This window comes from Klebsiella sp. CN_Kp066 (assembly GCF_040065135.1).
Classification (GTDB): Bacteria; Pseudomonadota; Gammaproteobacteria; order Enterobacterales; family Enterobacteriaceae; genus Klebsiella; species Klebsiella oxytoca.
Genome location: NZ_JBEAIU010000059.1, coordinates 20952 through 38140, shown reverse-complemented (window position 1 = coordinate 38140; position 17189 = coordinate 20952). Strand labels below are relative to the sequence as shown.

Genomic DNA, 17189 nt, shown 5'->3' with positions numbered 1-17189 from the left:
CCCTATGAACACTACTGGTTTCATAATGAGCGCCTGCGCCGGGGTTGTCATCGGGTGAGATCAAAATTGACGTAAAAAGTATGGAAAAACGGCCTGAAGATATCCCCTCCTGGCGGAGGGGATGGAGGGAAATTAACGTAGCTCCGCGCGGACGCGTTCCAGATCTTCCGGCGTATCGACGCCTGTACCGGGAACCACTTCCGCCACCGCGACATGGATTTTCTCGCCGTACCACAGCACGCGTAGCTGCTCGAGCATCTCGATCTGTTCAAGCGGGCTTGGCGCCCAGCTAACATAGCGACGAATAAAACCGGCGCGATAGCCATAGATCCCGATATGACGCAGCAGCGAATCGCCGATAGCCTCGCGGGATTTAGCGAAACGATCGCGATCCCACGGGATGGTGGCGCGAGAAAAATAGAGGGCATAGCCAGCTGCGTCCATGACAACCTTGACCGCATTCGGATTAAACGCCTCTTCCGCATCGTGGATTGGCACCGCTAAGGTTGCCATACCGCTCGTGCTGGCAGCCAGATTCTCGGCTACCTGGCGCACGATGGCGGGCGGGATCATCGGCTCATCGCCCTGGATATTCACAATGATGGTGTCATCGCTGAAAGCGCATTTTTCAACCACCTCGGCCAGGCGCTCGGTGCCAGACTGATGATCTTCACGCGTCATGCAGACTTCACCGCCGGCGGCTTCAACCGCTCGGGCTACGTCTGCATGATCGGTGGCAACGATAATACGCTCGGCCCCGGATTCACGGGCTCGCTCAAGGACGTGGACAATCATCGGCTTGCCGTTGATATCCTGGAGCGGTTTGCCTGGCAGACGAGTAGAAGCGAAGCGCGCGGGGATGATAACCACGAAACTCATGACTGGCTCTCTTCTACAGCAAGCGCGCGGGCTTCGGTTTCCAGCAGTACGGGGATACCTTCACGCAGCGGAAAAGCCAGGCTATCGAGTTTGCAGATCAGTTCTTGCTTATCCTGGCTGTAATAGAGCTTACCGTTACAAACCGGACAGGCGATAATTTCAAGTAAACGGTGATCCATGATTCCTCCAGATGGACCGAATAGATTCTTTAGCAGCATATCATACGCTGACTCAGGCGGCGTCAATTTCCCAACCCTGTTGCCGCCCGGCAAAAAGTTCCGCCGGCAGCTTCCCGCAGCTCACCCGTGTCGCCTCCTGCCAGAGGGCAAAATCATCAATGGCGCGTTTTAGCCCGCTCTCGAGTCCCGAGGTCACCTTGACCCCCTCCTCCAGCCACACAGCGATAATTTCCAGAACGCCGGTTTTACGATGCATTTTGCTATCCATTCTGCCCACCAGCTTCCCCTGATGCAGCAGCGGTAATACGAAATAGCCATACTGACGTTTCGGTGCGGGCGTATAGCACTCCAGGCGATAGGTGAAGTTAAATAGCTGCTCAGCCCGCTTGCGATCCCACACCACCGGATCGAAAGGCGAGAGCACCGCGCTGTGGCTGGCGGCGAGCCTGCCGCCGGGTGAAGACTCCAGCAGCTTCAGCGCATCACGGTGAAGCCACATTTCCCCCAGGGTTTCCACGTTTACCGGTTTCACCAGCCCCTCATCCTGCCAGCTCGCCAGCAGCGGGGGTAGCGAGGGTCGACGTAGACGATAATAATCCGCCAGCCACTGCGCGCGGAAGATCCCGAGGCTGCGTGCGCTATTGCGTAACATAATGGCTTCGGCCTGCTCCTGAGAGAGGCCATCCCGCTCATCCTCCCAGTCCGGCATGACCCGCTGCGTGAGATCGTAAACGCGCTGAAAGTTGCGCCGCTCGATAACCATCAGCTCTCCAGCGGTAAATAAACCTTCAAGATGGCGCTTATGCGGTTTCCACTCCCACCATCCGCTGGCGCCCTTACGCGGATGTTCAAAGTCTGCCGAGCGAACCGGGCCATTTTCGGCAATATGGGCCAGCAGTTCCTGAATGGCCGGAGCGTGCTCGGTCATCCATGCGGTATGGTATTTCCAGCCCATTTTATCCGGCGTCAGCATACGGTGACGCACCAGTGAAAAGTCGCTGCGCGGTAAGAAACAGGCCTCATGTGCCCAGTATTCCATCAGTTCACCGGCGCGAAGCGCCTCATCCAGCCAGCGCTGCGGATAGTGGCCAAGGCGGCTGAAAAGCACCAGATAAGGGCTGCGGGCAACAACGTTGATGGTATCGATTTGCAGCAGGGACATCTGCTTAATGGTTTGCAGAACATCCTCGGGTTTGGCGCGACGGCGGGGCTTTTTCAGCAGCCCCTGCGCGGCCAGGTGAAGATGGCGAGCTTCTTTAAGCGAGAGGGACAATACCGGCATGCAGCTTCTCCGTAAAAGGTTCCGGCGCAGGCGGTGATAAGCGAAATTAGCGCTGCGCCAGCGTCACTAAATCCGTGAGCAGGCGCTGTGCGCGCTGGTCAGTCATTATCGCGTCGACCGGTAGATACCACCAGTTTGCCTGCGCAAAGTCGCGGCACTTCACCGCATCTTTTTCGGTCATCAGCAGAGTTTGCTGCGGCGCCGCCAGCGCGGCGACATCGCTCTGCGACAGAGCCTGATGATCGGCCAGGGAGATGGTTTTCACCGGACGTACGCCACAGCTCTCGAGGGTGGCGAAGAAACGCGGCGGATGGCCGATTCCTGCCATCGCCACCACGTTGTCCAACGCCGCCGCATCCCGGCGTTCACCGGTCAGCAGATTCACCGCCAGCCCGGGACGAAGCTGCATAGGTATCTCTCCCGGGCGGGCGAGACCGCCATTAACGATAACCGCATCCACGCTGCGCAAACGCGAAGCGCGCTCGCGCATAGGACCCGCAGGCAACCACCAGCCGTTACCAAAACGACGTACGCCGTCAATCACCACAATCTCTTTGTCACGCGCCAGCTTATAGTGCTGCAGACCATCATCCGTGACGATAAGCTGAAGATCGTTGGCGGCGAGCAGCGCCTGAACCGCATCGCTGCGTACCGGCGAGACGGCAACCGGCGCGCCGGTACGCTGATAAATCAGCACCGGCTCATCGCCCGCTTCCCCGGTATGCGTATCCACATTAAGCAGCAGCGGATAGCTCGCGGCTTTTCCGCCGTAGCCGCGTGACACCACGCCGACGCGAATACCGCGCTGCTGAAGCTGTTCCACCAGCCAGACAACAACCGGCGTTTTGCCATTGCCGCCGGCGGTCAGATTGCCAACCACCACTACCGGCACCGGCGCTCGCCACACTTTTCGCCATCCTAGTTTATAGCTTAGCCGTATTAATCCGCTCACCAGGCCATAGAGCCAGGAGAGCGGAAGCAGTAGCCGCCATAAAGGCGATTCGCCGGACCAGATGCGCGCAATCATGCGCCGAACTGCATCTTATGCAGCTGAGCGTAAACGCCCTTATGTTCAAGCAGATCGGCATGGCTGCCGCGTTCAACGATCTGGCCATCTTCCACTACCACAATTTCGTCAGCCTGCTCAATCGTCGAGAGACGGTGAGCAATAACCAGCGAGGTGCGGTTTTTCTGCAGTTCGTCCAGCGCCGCCTGAATGGCGCGCTCTGATTCGGTATCCAGCGCCGAAGTTGCTTCATCAAGGATCAGTATCGGGCTGTTGCGCAGCAGGGCGCGAGCGATAGCGATGCGCTGGCGCTGGCCGCCGGAAAGCATAACACCGTTTTCACCGATAATCGTATCCAGGCCATTGTCCATTTTATTGATAAAGTCCATGGCATAAGCCATGCGGGCCGCTTCTTCAATCTGCTCGCGGCTGTACTCTTCGGTTCGGGCATAGGCGATATTATTCGCCACGGTGTCGTTAAAGAGATGGACGTTTTGCGACACCAGCGCAACCTGATCGCGCAGAGAGCTCAGCGTGTATTCACGCAGGTCGTGGCCGTCCAGCAAGATCTGCCCCTCATCAACATCATAAAAACGCGTAATCAGGCTGGCGATGGTCGATTTACCCGACCCCGAGCGTCCTACCAGCGCCACGGTTTTCCCTTCCGGAATATTGAGGTCAATATTGCGCAGCGCAGCGACTTCACGCCCCGGATATCTGAAGGTAACGTTTTTAAATTCGAGGTTGCCCTTCGCACGTTCGATAACCCGCGTGCCTTCATCTTTCTCCTGCTCGGAGTCAAGAATAGCGAAAAGCGTCTGACAAGCGGCCATCCCGCGCTGGAACTGCGCGTTGACGTTAGTCAGCGATTTTAGCGGACGCATCAGCGCGATCATTGAGGAGAAGACAACGGTAATTGTACCAGCCGTTAACGTCTCCATTACGCTCGGGAAGCTTGCCGCATAAAGTACGAAAGCCAGAGCCAGGGAGGCGATTAGCTGGATAATAGGGTCAGAAATTGAGGACGCGGAGACCATTTTCATCCCCTGCAGACGCATCTTGTTGCTGACTTTATCAAAGCGCTTGGTTTCGACGGCCTGACCGCCAAACATCAGCACTTCTTTATGCCCTTTCAGCATCTGCTCTGCACTGGTCGTCACCTGGCCCATGGTGTTCTGCATATTCTTGCTGATATTACGAAAACGCTTCGAGACCACGCGAATAGCAATAGACACGATCGGCGCCAGAACGATCAGAATCAATGACAGCTGCCAGCTGTAATAAAACATCATCGCAAACAGGCCAATAATCGACGCGCCTTCACGCACGACGGTAATCAACGCGCTGGAGGAGGAAGAGGCCACCTGCTCCGAATCATAGGTAATACGTGATAGAAGCGTCCCGGTGGACTGCTTGTCAAAGAATGCAACCGGCATTCCCATCATGTGGCTGAATAAACGACGGCGCATCGTCATCACGACTTTGCCGGACACCCACGAGATGCAGTAGCTCGAAACGTAGCTGGTGATGCCGCGCAGAACCATCAATCCGATCACCACCAGCGGCATCCATATCAGCACCGAGCGATCCGTTTTACCAAAACCATCATCCAGTAACGGTTTAAGAAGCGATAGCATGAAGGTATCACTAGCCGCGTTAAGCACTAACGCTACCGCTGCAACGATTAGCCCGGGTTTAAACGGCGCTATAATCGGCCAGAGTCGGCGGAAGGTCTGCCACGTGGAAAGATCTTTATCGTTCTGCATTCAATAAACCAGCTTGTGTTGAAATAGCCGCATATTCTACCCGTTCTGAACGTTCCCGCCAAACCACTGATGATACCATCGCGGTAAAACTTGATCCCGTAAGCTATGGATTTGCCAGCCATCCGCGGAAAAAATAACCGTAATTTGCCCCTGATGCGGCGTGTCGAACCACTGATAATTCTGGTTTCGATAGCGCTGTTTCACCTTGGTTGACGGCATACGCCATGCGTTATAGCGGGAAGCAGAAGCTAGCGCAGCCTCCCCGCCAACGCTGCGCAACAGGGCGGTCCCGGACGACGTATTACTGCCGTGATGGGGAACCTGGATAAGTGTAGACGCAAGATGTTGCCAGTAGTGGCTAATCATCGCTTGCTCCGCTGGCGTTTCGATATCCCCGGTGAGCAGGATACTGTGCTTGCCGTCATCAACACGCACCACGCATGAGCGATTATTCCCCTGCTTTGTCGCGCCGGGCAGCGGCCAGAACGCACGAAAGGTTAAACCTCGCCACTGCCAGATCTCACCGCGCTGGCATGCTAAATGGCCCGCCCAGCCTAAAGGGCTTCGTATCCATATTTGAGGCCATGCTTTTAACACCGAGTTGAATCCCCCGCGGTGATCGAGATGCTCGTGGCTGAGTACGACGCCTTCCAGATGCAAGTGATGCCAGCGTAGCCAGGGGATGATAATCTGCTCACCGCTGTCACCCTCAGGCCAGGCGAGTCCGGTATCGTAGAGAAGGGCCGCGCCCTGGCGTTCAATCACCATAGCCAGCCCCTGCCCGACATCCAGCATGGTGACTCGCCATTCGTTGGTAGCCGTACTCCGCCAGAATGGCCAGCTTAATAGCCCGAGACATGCTAAACAAAACGCCGGCAACGTGCGCCACGCATGAAAACGCCAGAGAATTAACGCCGGCCACGGCAGCAGGCTTATCCCAAGCCAGCGAGCATCCAGCTCGAGCCAGCCGGGCGGCAGCTGCCGCAGGAACCCGAATAGCGCCGCCAGGATACGGTCTGCTGATTGCCATATCACCATCTCAATGGTGAGCGGAGCACAGAGGTGTAAAAACATGGCGGTCAGAATCAGCGGAACAACGATAAAAGTCACCAGAGGCACGGCAATCAAATTCGCCAGCACCGACGTTAAGCTGATGCCGTGGAAGAGAGCAATCTGTAAAGGTGCAAGTAAAAACATCAAGCCGATCTGCAGATGACATAACGCGAGGCTTTGGCGCAGCAGCCAGCACCTTTTACCGCCAGGCATCGGGGCCAGCTGATACCAGAAGATAAGCGCCGCAACGGCAAACGCCGATAGCCAGAGGCTTTCTGACAACACTGCCAGCGGATCGGCAAACAGTATTGCACCAATGCAGCAGAGCCATAGTTGCCATGGCGACCAGCGTTTCCCGGATAGCCGCAGCGCGCAGCCAACGATCAGGGCAACACAGGTGCGCAGCGCGGGCGGCTGCATTCCGGTTAGCCAGGCGTAAAAAATAGCACTCGCCAGGCCAGTAAGCAGCGGCGCCCGCCAGCCCAGCCAACGGCACGGAAGAAAGAACTGCAAACCCCTTAGCAGCAACCAGCCCAGAGTGGCTCCTAACGCGATATGTAACCCTGAGATCGCCATCAGATGCGATGTACCGGTTTCCTGCATCAGGATCTTTATCTCGCGAGGGATCGCCAGACGTTCCCCCATGCCTAACCCCAGCATCACCGATTGCCAGGGCAGTTCCGCCAGGGTTTGATTGAGCGAGGCCAGATAACGCGCTCGTACACTACAGTTTCGCTCGCGAACTTCAGCGCTGATAAAGCGTCCGGTTAACGGACGATGCTGTGATAGCGCATAGCGCTGGCTGTCAAACCCGCCTTCGTTGAGCTGACCATGTACCGGACGCGCGCGTAGCGTCATGGCCCAAACCTGCCCTGCACAGGGCGGTTCAGGCAAATAATTACCGTAGAGGCTTACCCCTGGCGCGGGAAATAGCCGTCGCCCATCCAGACGGACAATTCTGCCCTGATGAGTTGTCTGCCCATCTGTTGCGGTCAGCACAACCTCAACCTGACGATTCCCGTTTGTTAACGTCTGTGTCGGCCATAGGGCCTGGCGAGCGCTGAGTACTCCCCAGACAAAAAACAGCGTTATCAATGCCGCGTATTGCGCAGCTCTACGGCGACATTGCGCAATAAGCAGCGCCAGCAGCATCAGTCCCCAGGTAACCGAACGCTCGGGCAAATCGGGCAACCAGAGCAGCGGCAGAATGCCGATAATCACACAGCCAGCAAGTTGTGGTAAACGCATTAGCACCTCCCTGTCAGAGGGAGTGTTGCGCTAAATTGAGAAAGTGTCTTTGAGGACAGAAAAGAAGTGGATTGCGCAATCCAGAGAACTTTCTCTGTTAACGCAAAAGAACTGACGTTTTGCGAGGCAACTTCCAGTACAGCTTTAAAGGCATAAAAAAAGCACCCAAAGGTGCTTTTTTAACGTTTAAGTATGTTGTCGCCGCTCAGCGAAACTTACTCTTCGTAAATATTGGCGCGGTCGCGTAATTCTTTGCCCGGCTTAAAGTGGGGAACGTACTTACCTTCCAGTTCAACTTTATCGCCAGTTTTTGGGTTACGCCCGGTGCGGGGTGCTCGATAATGCAGAGAGAAGCTGCCGAAACCGCGGATTTCAATGCGCTCGCCTTGAGCAAGCGTTGAGGCCATATGCTCCAGCATTTCTTTAACAGCATCTTCCACTGCTTTCGCAGGAATGTGAGATTGCTGGCTGGCAAGTCTTTCTATCAATTCTGACTTGGTCATTATTCCTCCGGTTTCCTTCAAGGCAAAATTAGCTAACAGCTTAAACAAGGGCGGCCGTAGCCGCCCTTTGTGCTTGATTACAGGACGAATCCTGTAATCTGTCAAGTAAACTCGTCATAATTCAGGTTGTTGTAACCCGAAAGACTAAGATTACTCGCCTTTAGCTGCTTTGAAAGCTTCAGCCATTGCGTTGTTGGAGAAGTTTGCATCTTCCTGTTTGTTAACAGTTGCGATGGCATCTTTCTCATCAGCTTCGTCTTTCGCACGAACAGACAGGCTGATTGCACGGTTCTTACGATCAACGCCGGTGAATTTAGCTTCAACGTCGTCGCCTACGCTCAGAACCAGGGTGGCATCTTCAACGCGGTCACGGGAAGCTTCAGAAGCGCGCAGGTAACCTTCAACGCCGTCAGCCAGTTCTACGGTTGCGCCTTTAGCGTCAACTGCAGTCACTTTACCGTTTACGATTGCGCCTTTCTTGTTCAGTGCAACCCAGTTGTTGAACGGATCTTCTGCGAGCTGTTTAACGCCCAGAGAGATACGCTCGCGCTCTGCGTCAACCTGCAGAACAACTGCTGCGATTTCGTCGCCTTTTTTGTATTCACGAACTGCTTCTTCGCCTGCAACGTTCCAGGAGATGTCAGACAGGTGAACCAGGCCATCGATGCCGCCGTCCAGGCCGATGAAGATACCGAAGTCAGTGATAGACTTGATTTTACCTTCAACACGGTCGCCCTTGTTGTGGGTTTCCGCGAACTGCTGCCATGGGTTGTTTTTGCACTGCTTCAGGCCCAGGGAGATACGACGACGTTCTTCGTCGATATCCAGAACCATAACTTCCACTACATCGCCAACGTTAACAACTTTGGACGGGTGGATGTTTTTGTTGGTCCAATCCATTTCGGAAACGTGAACCAGGCCTTCAACGCCTTCTTCGATTTCAACGAAGCAGCCGTAGTCAGTCAGGTTGGTCACGCGACCGGTCAGTTTGGTACCTTCCGGATAACGTTTAGCGATAGCTACCCACGGATCTTCGCCCAGCTGTTTCAGGCCCAGAGATACACGAGTACGTTCGCGGTCGAACTTCAGCACTTTAACAGTGATTTCGTCGCCAACGTTTACGATTTCGCTCGGATGCTTAACGCGTTTCCATGCCATATCGGTAATGTGCAGCAGGCCGTCAACGCCGCCCAGATCAACGAATGCACCGTAGTCAGTGAGGTTCTTAACGATACCTTTAACTTCCATGCCTTCCTGCAGGTTTTCCAGCAGCTGATCGCGCTCTGCGCTGTTTTCGGATTCGATAACGGCACGACGAGAAACAACGACGTTGTTACGTTTCTGGTCCAGCTTGATGACTTTGAATTCAAGCTCTTTGCCTTCCAGGTGCAGCGTGTCGCGCACCGGACGAACGTCTACCAGGGAGCCCGGCAGGAACGCACGAATACCATTCAGCTCAACAGTGAAGCCACCTTTAACTTTGCCGTTGATAATACCGACTACAGTTTCAGCGTCTTCGTAAGCTTTTTCCAGCGTGATCCAAGCTTCGTGACGTTTAGCTTTCTCACGGGACAGCAGGGTTTCACCGAAGCCGTCTTCTACTGCATCCAGAGCAACGTCAACTTCGTCACCAACCTGGATTTCCAGCTCGCCCTGGGCGTTTTTGAACTGCTCTGCCGGAATGGCAGACTCAGATTTCAGACCGGCGTCAACCAGTACTACGTCTTTGTCGATAGCAACAACAACACCACGAACGATGGAACCCGGACGGGTTTCGATTGTTTTTAAGGATTCTTCAAATAGTTGAGCAAAAGATTCAGTCATGTTTAATCTTCAGGTTTCATATTTAACGTCCACCAGGCTCCATGCCGGATGGGGTTGTTTAACATACCCGCTAACAGTCCGTTGCTGCGGGGTACTGCTATAATTCGCAGGCTATTGTGCTTTATCGACGATAAGATTAAGCGGAAGCCAGTTTTTCGCGCGCATATTGTAGCGCTTTTTCAATCACTTGCTCAATGTTTAGTTCTGTGGAATCAAGAACTAAGGCATCGGCAGCCGGGATAAGCGGCGCCACTGTACGATTGCGATCGCGGTCGTCGCGCTCTTTTATCTCGGATAAAAGGCGATCAAAGTTAACACTAAAGCCCTTCTCCTGCAACTGAAGCATGCGGCGATGCGCACGTTCTTCCGCGGAAGCGTCAAGGAAAATTTTCACCGGCGCATCGGGGAATACCACGGTTCCCATATCGCGTCCGTCAGCGATCAAACCGGGCAGCTCACGGAAGGCTCGTTGACGGCGCAGCAATGCCTCGCGCACGCGCGGAAAAGCGGCGACTTTAGAGGCCGTATTGGCCACATCCTGAGTGCGGATTTCCGCGCTAACGTCCTCCCCCTCCAGAATGACTTCCAGGCTACCGTCAGTGGAGACAAAACGGACATCAAGATGCGCGGCCAGCGGCACCAGCGCCTCTTCGGATTCAACATCAACATGGTGATGCAGAGCAGCGAGAGCAAGAACGCGATAAATCGCCCCAGAATCCAGCAGATGCCAGCCCAGCGTTTCTGCCATTGCCTTGCATAACGTGCCTTTGCCCGCACCGCCAGGCCCATCAATGGTGATTACCGGAACTGTTGCCGTCATCTTTTTCTCCTTTAGCAAGGCGCATAAATATATAAACGCCGCGCATTATACGCATCTCTTCGACGGAAAGTGAGCATTGGTTGTAAATTACGGATAACTGGAAATCTAATGCGGAAGAATTGTGCAATTATAGCGGGCTGATAGAGCATCAGCCCGGAAGATGAGGCAGTTTTACTTTTTATCTTCAGCAATACGGTCGCGGATATGCTGCGCACGTTCAGCTGAAGGCGGGTGTGAATCGAACAGAGATTTGCTGTGGCCGGCGTCAAGGCTGGCCAGTTTGTCGAAGCTGCCCACCAGCCCCTGAGTGCTGATGTTGCGCTTTTTCAGCAGATCGTAGGAGAAATCATCAGCATCGGACTCCTGAGAGCGGGAGAAAGCGGAGTTAATCATTCCCTCTGCGATATCGCCCAGCTGAGATTTAGACAAGCTTGCAGCCGCTCCGCTGGTGGCTGAAATTGCATCACGCGCGGCAATGGTCGCATAGGCGGTTTGCATCGCTTTGCGCGAATGTCCCAGCGCTACGTGGCCCAGCTCATGGCCCAGAACCGCTTCAACTTCATTATCGGTCATCATGTCCATCAGGCCGCTATAGACGCGGACGCAGCCGTTGGCCATTGCCCAGGCGTTGACGTCTGATGTCATGTAAACCTTATAGTTTACCGGGGTGCCGTTGATATTATTACCTAACGCTTTGGCAATTTTATTCAGACGCTTGGTGTACTTACTTGAAGCGCCGGCCTTTTTATTTTCGCTATCCATTTGCTTACAGGCATCGTCGGAAAGCGCTTTGACTTCAGAGTCAGAAAGCGTTGCCGCTTTGTAGGCCGTCATCCCTGAACTTACGAGGGCATTGGTGTCCACCCCCTGCATATTTTTACAACCTGCCAACAACGTGGCGGAAACCGCTAAAGCCAGCATTACTTTTGTATTTCTCATATCAATCATCCATTGATTAGCATATTAAATGCTTATAAATCCTGTATTTACAAGCAACCAAGGCTAGCATTTAGTTTTCCGCCCGACAAGCAGACATAAAAAAACGCCGACCCGAGGGTCGGCGTTTTCACCTTAAATTCGCGTGAATCAGGCCAGCGTACTGATTCGCGCCAGCTGTTCGAAGTAGTCCGGGAAAGTTTTTGCCGTACACTTCGGATCAAGGATGGTGACCGGCGTATCGGAAAGCGCCACCAGCGAGAAACACATTGCCATACGATGGTCGTTATAGGTGCCGATTTCAGCGAACTGGAGCTTCGCAGGCGGAGTGATGCGGATGAAATCCTCCCCTTCTTCAACTTCAGCTCCCACTTTACGCAGCTCAGTGGCCATAGCAAACAGGCGGTCAGTCTCCTTGACGCGCCAGTTATAAATATTGCGCAGAGTCGTGGTGCCTTTGGCGAACAGGGCGGCCGTGGCGATAGTCATCGCGGCATCCGGGATATGATTCATATCCATATCGATGGCGTTCAGTTCGCCGCGCGTGCAGGCGATATAATCATCGCCCCAGGTAATGGTTGCGCCCATTTTTTCCAGCACATCGGCAAACCGAATGTCGCCCTGCACGCTATCGCGGCCAATACCGGTGACTTTTACCGTCCCGCCTTTAATGGCTCCGGCGGCGAGGAAGTAGGATGCCGAGGAGGCGTCGCCTTCAACCAGATAATCGCCCGGCGAGCGATAGTGTTGATTGCCGCGCACGATAAATCGCTGATAAGACTGATTTTCAACCTCAACGCCAAAGGTTTTCATCAGGTGCAGCGTAATATCAATATAAGGTTTGGATACCAGATCGCCTTTAATCGCAATGACGGTATCCTGAGGCGCCAGCGGGGCGGTCATCAGGAGCGCGGTCAGAAACTGGCTGGAAACGCTGCCGTCCACTTCAACCTGTCCACCGCTGAAACCACCGCGCAGGCGCAGCGGCGGGTAATTCTCCTGCTCCAGATAATCAATCTGCGCCCCGCCCTGACGCAGCGCGTCAACCAGGTGACCAATCGGCCGCTCTTTCATTCGCGGCTCACCGGTCAGCACAATATCGTTACTCCCCAGACATAACGCCGCCGCCAGCGGACGCATGGCCGTTCCGGCATTACCGAGGAACAGTTCTAATGCTTCAGCCGCGTGCAGTGGGCCGGCGTTACCGGTGACTTCGCAGCGGGTACGGTCGGAAGACAGGGTGTAATGAACTCCCAGCGCGCTCAGGGCATTCAGCATGTGGCGTACATCGTCGCTATCCAGCAGATTGGTCAGCACCGTCGTGCCGCGGGCCAATGCCGCCAGTAGCAAAGCACGGTTAGAAACACTCTTGGACCCGGGCAGGTTAATTGTGCCATCTACGCGTGCGATGGGTTGTAACGTCAGGGATTCCATTAAACTCAACTCTCAAACAAACAGAATAATTACCCCGCAGACGAGCTGCGGGGATGAAAAACACGACAGCGATTAGCCGTGACGGCGTTCGAAGTCCTGCATAAAGTCGGTCAGCGCCTTCACGCCCGCCAGCGGCATGGCGTTATAGATGGAAGCGCGCATGCCGCCCACTACGCGGTGGCCCTTCAGCGCATGCAGACCAGCGGCAAACGACTCTTCGAGGAACAGTTTATCAAGCGCGCTATCGGCCAACTGGAACGGCACGTTCATGCGCGAACGGTTCGCCGCAGCGACATCGTTGCGATAGAAACCACTGTTATCGATGGTGCTATACAACAGGTCGGCTTTCTGCTGGTTGATTTTATCCATAGCGGCAACGCCGCCCTGCTCTTTCAGCCACTTAAACACCAGGCCGGAGAGGTACCAGGCAAACGTCGGCGGCGTGTTAAACATAGAGTCATTGGCAGACAGGATGGAGTAATCAAGAATCGACGGGCAGGCTATGCTGGCTTTACCCAGCAGATCTTCGCGCACAATAATCAGCGTCAGACCTGCAGGACCGATGTTTTTCTGCGCGCCTGCGTAGATTACGCCATAACGGCTTACGTCAATTTCACGAGACAAAATAGTCGAGGAGAAATCCGCCGTCACGATGACATCGTCGCCAAAATCAGGCGTTTCTTCAATGGCAATACCATCGATAGTTTCGTTCGGGCAGTAGTGCAGATAGGCCGCGCCCGGAGTCAGCTGCCATTCGCTCATCGGTTTAACCGCGCGCTGGCCGTCAACGGTGATTTTGGCGTCAATCACGTTCGGTTTGCAGTATTTATGCGCTTCTTTAACCGCGCTGGCTGCCCAGTAGCCGGCATCAACGTAGTCGGCAACGGTTTTATCACCCAGCAGGTTCAGCGGGATACCAGCAAACTGTCCGCGACCGCCGCCGTGACAAAATAAGACTTTGTAATTGGAAGGAATATTGAGCAGGGAGCGAAAATCCTGTTCCGCCTCTTCAGCCACCTTGATGAACTCTTTACCACGGTGGCTGATTTCCATCACCGACGTCCCCAAACCGTTCCAGTCGCAAAGCTCCTTTTGCGCCAGTTTGAGTACATCCGCCGGCAGCATTGCCGGGCCTGAACTGAAGTTATAGACCTGAGCCATTTCCCCTCACCACTTGCTATGTTATTTACCCGCGAACCGTCGCGGGCATAAGTTATTCCTGTGGCTATCGGTTTTATCATTCAGTGACACGCACCGCAATGGCTAAAACTGAGCCTGGGGGAAATGCGGACTCGGTCACACAAAAGAATCTGCCAGCTTGACGTCATAAAACCGACATAATTGCTGTCAGGTGACTCTTTTTGCCCGACTGACCTTCGACCATTCTGCATTTGCGCAGCGAGGGCATAATTGTTTATCCCCAGCTCGTAGCGTAAGGATTGCGCTACAGCGAACGCAGGCGTACTCATCATCGTGAGGTATGGTGATAAAACGATCGGTAAAACGGGAAGGCAGAATGGAAAGCCCGGCTTTAACATCTTCATCCTCATAGTAATAAAGGCTGATCTGGCCGTTGGTTTCCAGAATGGCCAGCCGTACCTGACCCAGTTGCTCAACCCCGCTGATTCTCAGTTCCATAAAAAACTCGAATTCGGTCATATTTTCCGCCTGCAGTTTCTCCCAGGCCAGTTCGCCGTTCTCCACAACAATAATCGGCTTACCTTCCAGCAAGTCCTCCAGTTTTTCGCTATGCCCCATCAGCCACATAATCAATCGATACAGCAGAGCCAGGGTAATAAATACCGCCAGTACCGGCAGCATGGGAACATCATCATAAAACGCGACGTCACCTGCCGCCGAACCGAGGGTCAAAATGATGAGGACTTCGAAAAGAGACATCTGGCGAACGCCACGCCGCCCGGTTATCTTAAGAAAAATAAATACCAGGACGAAGGTATAGAGGCTACGCAGTGCCACCTCGGCCAGAAACTCCACGGGCACTTTATCCAGTGCCATACGATGCCAGTCAAATGTCTTCATGGTTAACGCCTGAACAGTTATTGAGTGACATAAGCATAGCCAGACGATGGAGATAGCACCTGTCATATAAAACCCGTATCATTGCGCGCTTTACGTACGATAAAAGTGACTGCCATGACTCAAACGTTTATTCCCGGCAAAGATGCCGCCCTGGAAGATTCCATCGCTCGCTTCCAGCAGAAGTTGCACGACCTCGGATTTGATATTGAAGAGGCCTCATGGCTCAACCCGGTACCGCACGTCTGGTCAGTGCATATCCGCGATAAAGAGTGCGCCCTGTGCTTCACCAACGGCAAAGGCGCCACCAAAAAAGCCGCGCTGGCCTCGGCCCTTGGAGAGTACTTTGAGCGTCTCTCGACTAACTATTTTTTTGCCGACTTCTGGCTGGGCGAGACCATCGCCAACGCGCCTTTCGTTCACTATCCGAATGAAAAATGGTTCCCTTTAACCGACGATGACGAAGTACCGGAAGGCCTGCTGGATGCCCGCCTGCGCGCATTCTACGATCCTGACGATCAGTTAACCGCCAGCATGCTGGTCGATCTGCAGTCTGGTAATGACGATCGCGGCGTCTGCGGTTTGCCGTTCACCCGTCAGTCAGATGGCGAAACGGTCTATATTCCGATGAATATCATCGGCAACCTCTACGTTTCTAACGGAATGTCCGCGGGCAACACCCGCAACGAAGCCCGCGTTCAGGGCCTCTCGGAAGTGTTCGAACGCCATATTAAAAACCGCATTATCGCTGAAAGTATCAGCCTCCCGGAGATCCCGGCGGAGGTGATGGCGCGCTATCCGGGCGTGGTTGAATCCATCAACAAGCTGGAGGCCGAAGGTTTCCCGATTTTCGCTTATGACGGTTCGCTCGGCGGCAAATATCCGGTTATCTGCGTTGTGCTGTTTAACCCCGCAAACGGCACCTGTTTCGCCTCGTTTGGCGCGCATCCTGATTTCGGCGTGGCGCTGGAACGTACCGTTACCGAACTGCTGCAGGGCCGCAGCCTGAAAGATCTCGACGTCTTCACGCCGCCAACCTTTGATGATGAAGAAGTCGCCGAACATGCGAATCTTGAAACGCACTTTATCGATTCCAGCGGCCTGATCTCCTGGGATATGTTTAAGCAGGATGCCGACTACCCGTTCGTGGACTGGAGCTTCTCCGGCACCACGGAGGAAGAGTTCGCCACCCTGATGGCTATCTTTAAACAAGAAGATAAAGAAGTTTACATCGCCGATTACGAACACCTTAGCGTCTACGCCTGCCGGATAATTGTTCCGGGCATGTCTGATATCTATCCGGCGGAAGACCTCTGGCTGGCGAATAACAGCATGGGCGCACCTCTGCGGGAAACGATTCTTTCTCTGCCGGAAAGCGAATGGGAAAAAGAAGATTATCTGGCGCTTATCGAGCAAATGGATGATGAAGGCCTTGATGATTTCACCCGTGTGCGCGAACTGCTCGGTCTGGCGACCGGTAAAGACAACGGCTGGTATACGCTGCGCATTGGCGAGCTAAAAGCAATGCTGGCGCTGGCGGGCGGCGATCTCGAGCAGGCCTTGATCTGGACCGAGTGGACCATGGAATTTAATGCCTCAATCTTTAGCGCCGAACGCGCTAATTACTACCGCTGCCTGCAAACTCTGCTGCTGCTGAGCCAGGAAGAGGAGCGTCAGCCACTGCAGTATCTCAACGCTTTCGTACGCATGTACGGCGCCGATGCCGTTGAAGCCGCCAGCGCCGCGCTTAGCGGAGAAGCACCGTTCTATGGGCTGCAGGCAGTAGACAGCGATCTGCTCGCTTTCCCGGCTCACCAGTCGCTACTGAAAGCCTACGAAAAGCTACAGCGCGCAAAAGCTGTATTCTGGGGTAAATAAGCTCACTTTACTGCCTGAATCACCGTATGATGAGGGGGCAAATAGGCCCCCTTTTTTTATGTTTTCCACAACCCGCAACCAGGTTGTAGCCATAAAGTTAATTAGTGGTGAGAAATAATAAAATGGTGCCGCAAATATTGTTAATATTTAATAAAAATACCCCATTTTAATTAACCGAAAAACGGGGGTAAAATGAAAATAATCAACATTATTTGTAAAATTTAAAATTTATTTTTTCGTTAAAAATCAAATAATTAGATATAAAAAACATCAATTCCACACACTAAAAGGGCCTATAGTTCCGGTAGGATATGATCTACATCAAATTCCCTTCTATAATGCTT

At 53.8% G+C, this 17189-nt stretch carries 14 protein-coding genes; 1 reads left to right on the top strand and 13 read right to left on the bottom strand.

Annotated features, from left to right (window positions below; all coding sequences use genetic code 11):
• Window positions 1–132 precede the first annotated feature (132 nt).
• The 13 genes from kdsB to ABLV75_RS26010 form a co-directional block, all read right to left on the bottom strand.
• Window positions 133–879, bottom strand: coding sequence for a 3-deoxy-manno-octulosonate cytidylyltransferase (gene kdsB, locus ABLV75_RS26070; protein WP_004100715.1), 747 nt, complete (start codon window positions 877–879; stop codon window positions 133–135).
• Window positions 876–1058: a protein YcaR gene (gene ycaR / locus ABLV75_RS26065; RefSeq protein WP_004100713.1), complete on the bottom strand. Its 183-nt coding sequence runs from the start codon at window positions 1056–1058 to the stop codon at window positions 876–878. The genes kdsB and ycaR overlap by 4 nt, the downstream gene beginning before the upstream one ends.
• A gap of 52 nt (window positions 1059–1110) precedes the next feature.
• On the bottom strand, window positions 1111–2340 hold the full coding sequence (locus ABLV75_RS26060) for a winged helix-turn-helix domain-containing protein (RefSeq protein ID WP_032734373.1): 1230 nt from the start codon (window positions 2338–2340) through the stop codon (window positions 1111–1113).
• Between the two features lie 46 nt (window positions 2341–2386).
• Entirely contained in the window at window positions 2387–3367 is a 981-nt protein-coding gene (gene lpxK / locus ABLV75_RS26055; RefSeq protein WP_004100710.1) for a tetraacyldisaccharide 4'-kinase, read from the bottom strand.
• Window positions 3364–5112, bottom strand: coding sequence for a lipid A ABC transporter ATP-binding protein/permease MsbA (gene msbA, locus ABLV75_RS26050; RefSeq protein ID WP_004100709.1), 1749 nt, complete (start codon window positions 5110–5112; stop codon window positions 3364–3366). Before msbA ends, lpxK begins: the two co-directional genes overlap by 4 nt.
• 36 nt (window positions 5113–5148) lie before the next feature.
• Window positions 5149–7413 carry a ComEC family protein gene (locus tag ABLV75_RS26045; protein ID WP_004100708.1) on the bottom strand — a complete coding sequence of 755 codons (2265 nt, stop codon included), beginning with the start codon at window positions 7411–7413 and terminating at the stop codon, window positions 5149–5151.
• A gap of 215 nt (window positions 7414–7628) precedes the next feature.
• On the bottom strand, window positions 7629–7916 hold the full coding sequence (ihfB, locus tag ABLV75_RS26040) for an integration host factor subunit beta (RefSeq protein WP_004100704.1): 288 nt from the start codon (window positions 7914–7916) through the stop codon (window positions 7629–7631).
• Window positions 7917–8066: 150 nt separating this feature from the next.
• Window positions 8067–9740 carry a 30S ribosomal protein S1 gene (gene rpsA / locus ABLV75_RS26035; RefSeq protein ID WP_004100702.1) on the bottom strand — a complete coding sequence of 558 codons (1674 nt, stop codon included), beginning with the start codon at window positions 9738–9740 and terminating at the stop codon, window positions 8067–8069.
• 136 nt (window positions 9741–9876) lie between these two features.
• Complete coding sequence (gene cmk, locus ABLV75_RS26030) at window positions 9877–10560, bottom strand: (d)CMP kinase (protein ID WP_004100701.1); 684 nt, start codon at window positions 10558–10560, stop codon at window positions 9877–9879.
• A 171-nt stretch (window positions 10561–10731) separates the two neighbouring features.
• Window positions 10732–11499, bottom strand: coding sequence for a M48 family metallopeptidase (locus ABLV75_RS26025; protein WP_004100700.1), 768 nt, complete (start codon window positions 11497–11499; stop codon window positions 10732–10734).
• 147 nt (window positions 11500–11646) lie between these two features.
• Complete coding sequence (gene aroA, locus ABLV75_RS26020) at window positions 11647–12930, bottom strand: 3-phosphoshikimate 1-carboxyvinyltransferase (RefSeq protein ID WP_004100699.1); 1284 nt, start codon at window positions 12928–12930, stop codon at window positions 11647–11649.
• Between the two features lie 72 nt (window positions 12931–13002).
• Entirely contained in the window at window positions 13003–14091 is a 1089-nt protein-coding gene (serC, locus tag ABLV75_RS26015; protein ID WP_004100691.1) for a 3-phosphoserine/phosphohydroxythreonine transaminase, read from the bottom strand.
• 186 nt (window positions 14092–14277) lie between these two features.
• Entirely contained in the window at window positions 14278–14970 is a 693-nt protein-coding gene (locus ABLV75_RS26010; RefSeq protein WP_004100689.1) for a DUF421 domain-containing protein, read from the bottom strand.
• 114 nt (window positions 14971–15084) lie between these two features.
• Here ABLV75_RS26010 and ycaO point away from each other — a divergent pair, with 114 nt between their 5' ends.
• On the top strand, window positions 15085–16845 hold the full coding sequence (gene ycaO / locus ABLV75_RS26005; protein WP_004100686.1) for a 30S ribosomal protein S12 methylthiotransferase accessory factor YcaO: 1761 nt from the start codon (window positions 15085–15087) through the stop codon (window positions 16843–16845).
• The last annotated feature ends 344 nt before the right edge of the window (window positions 16846–17189 follow it).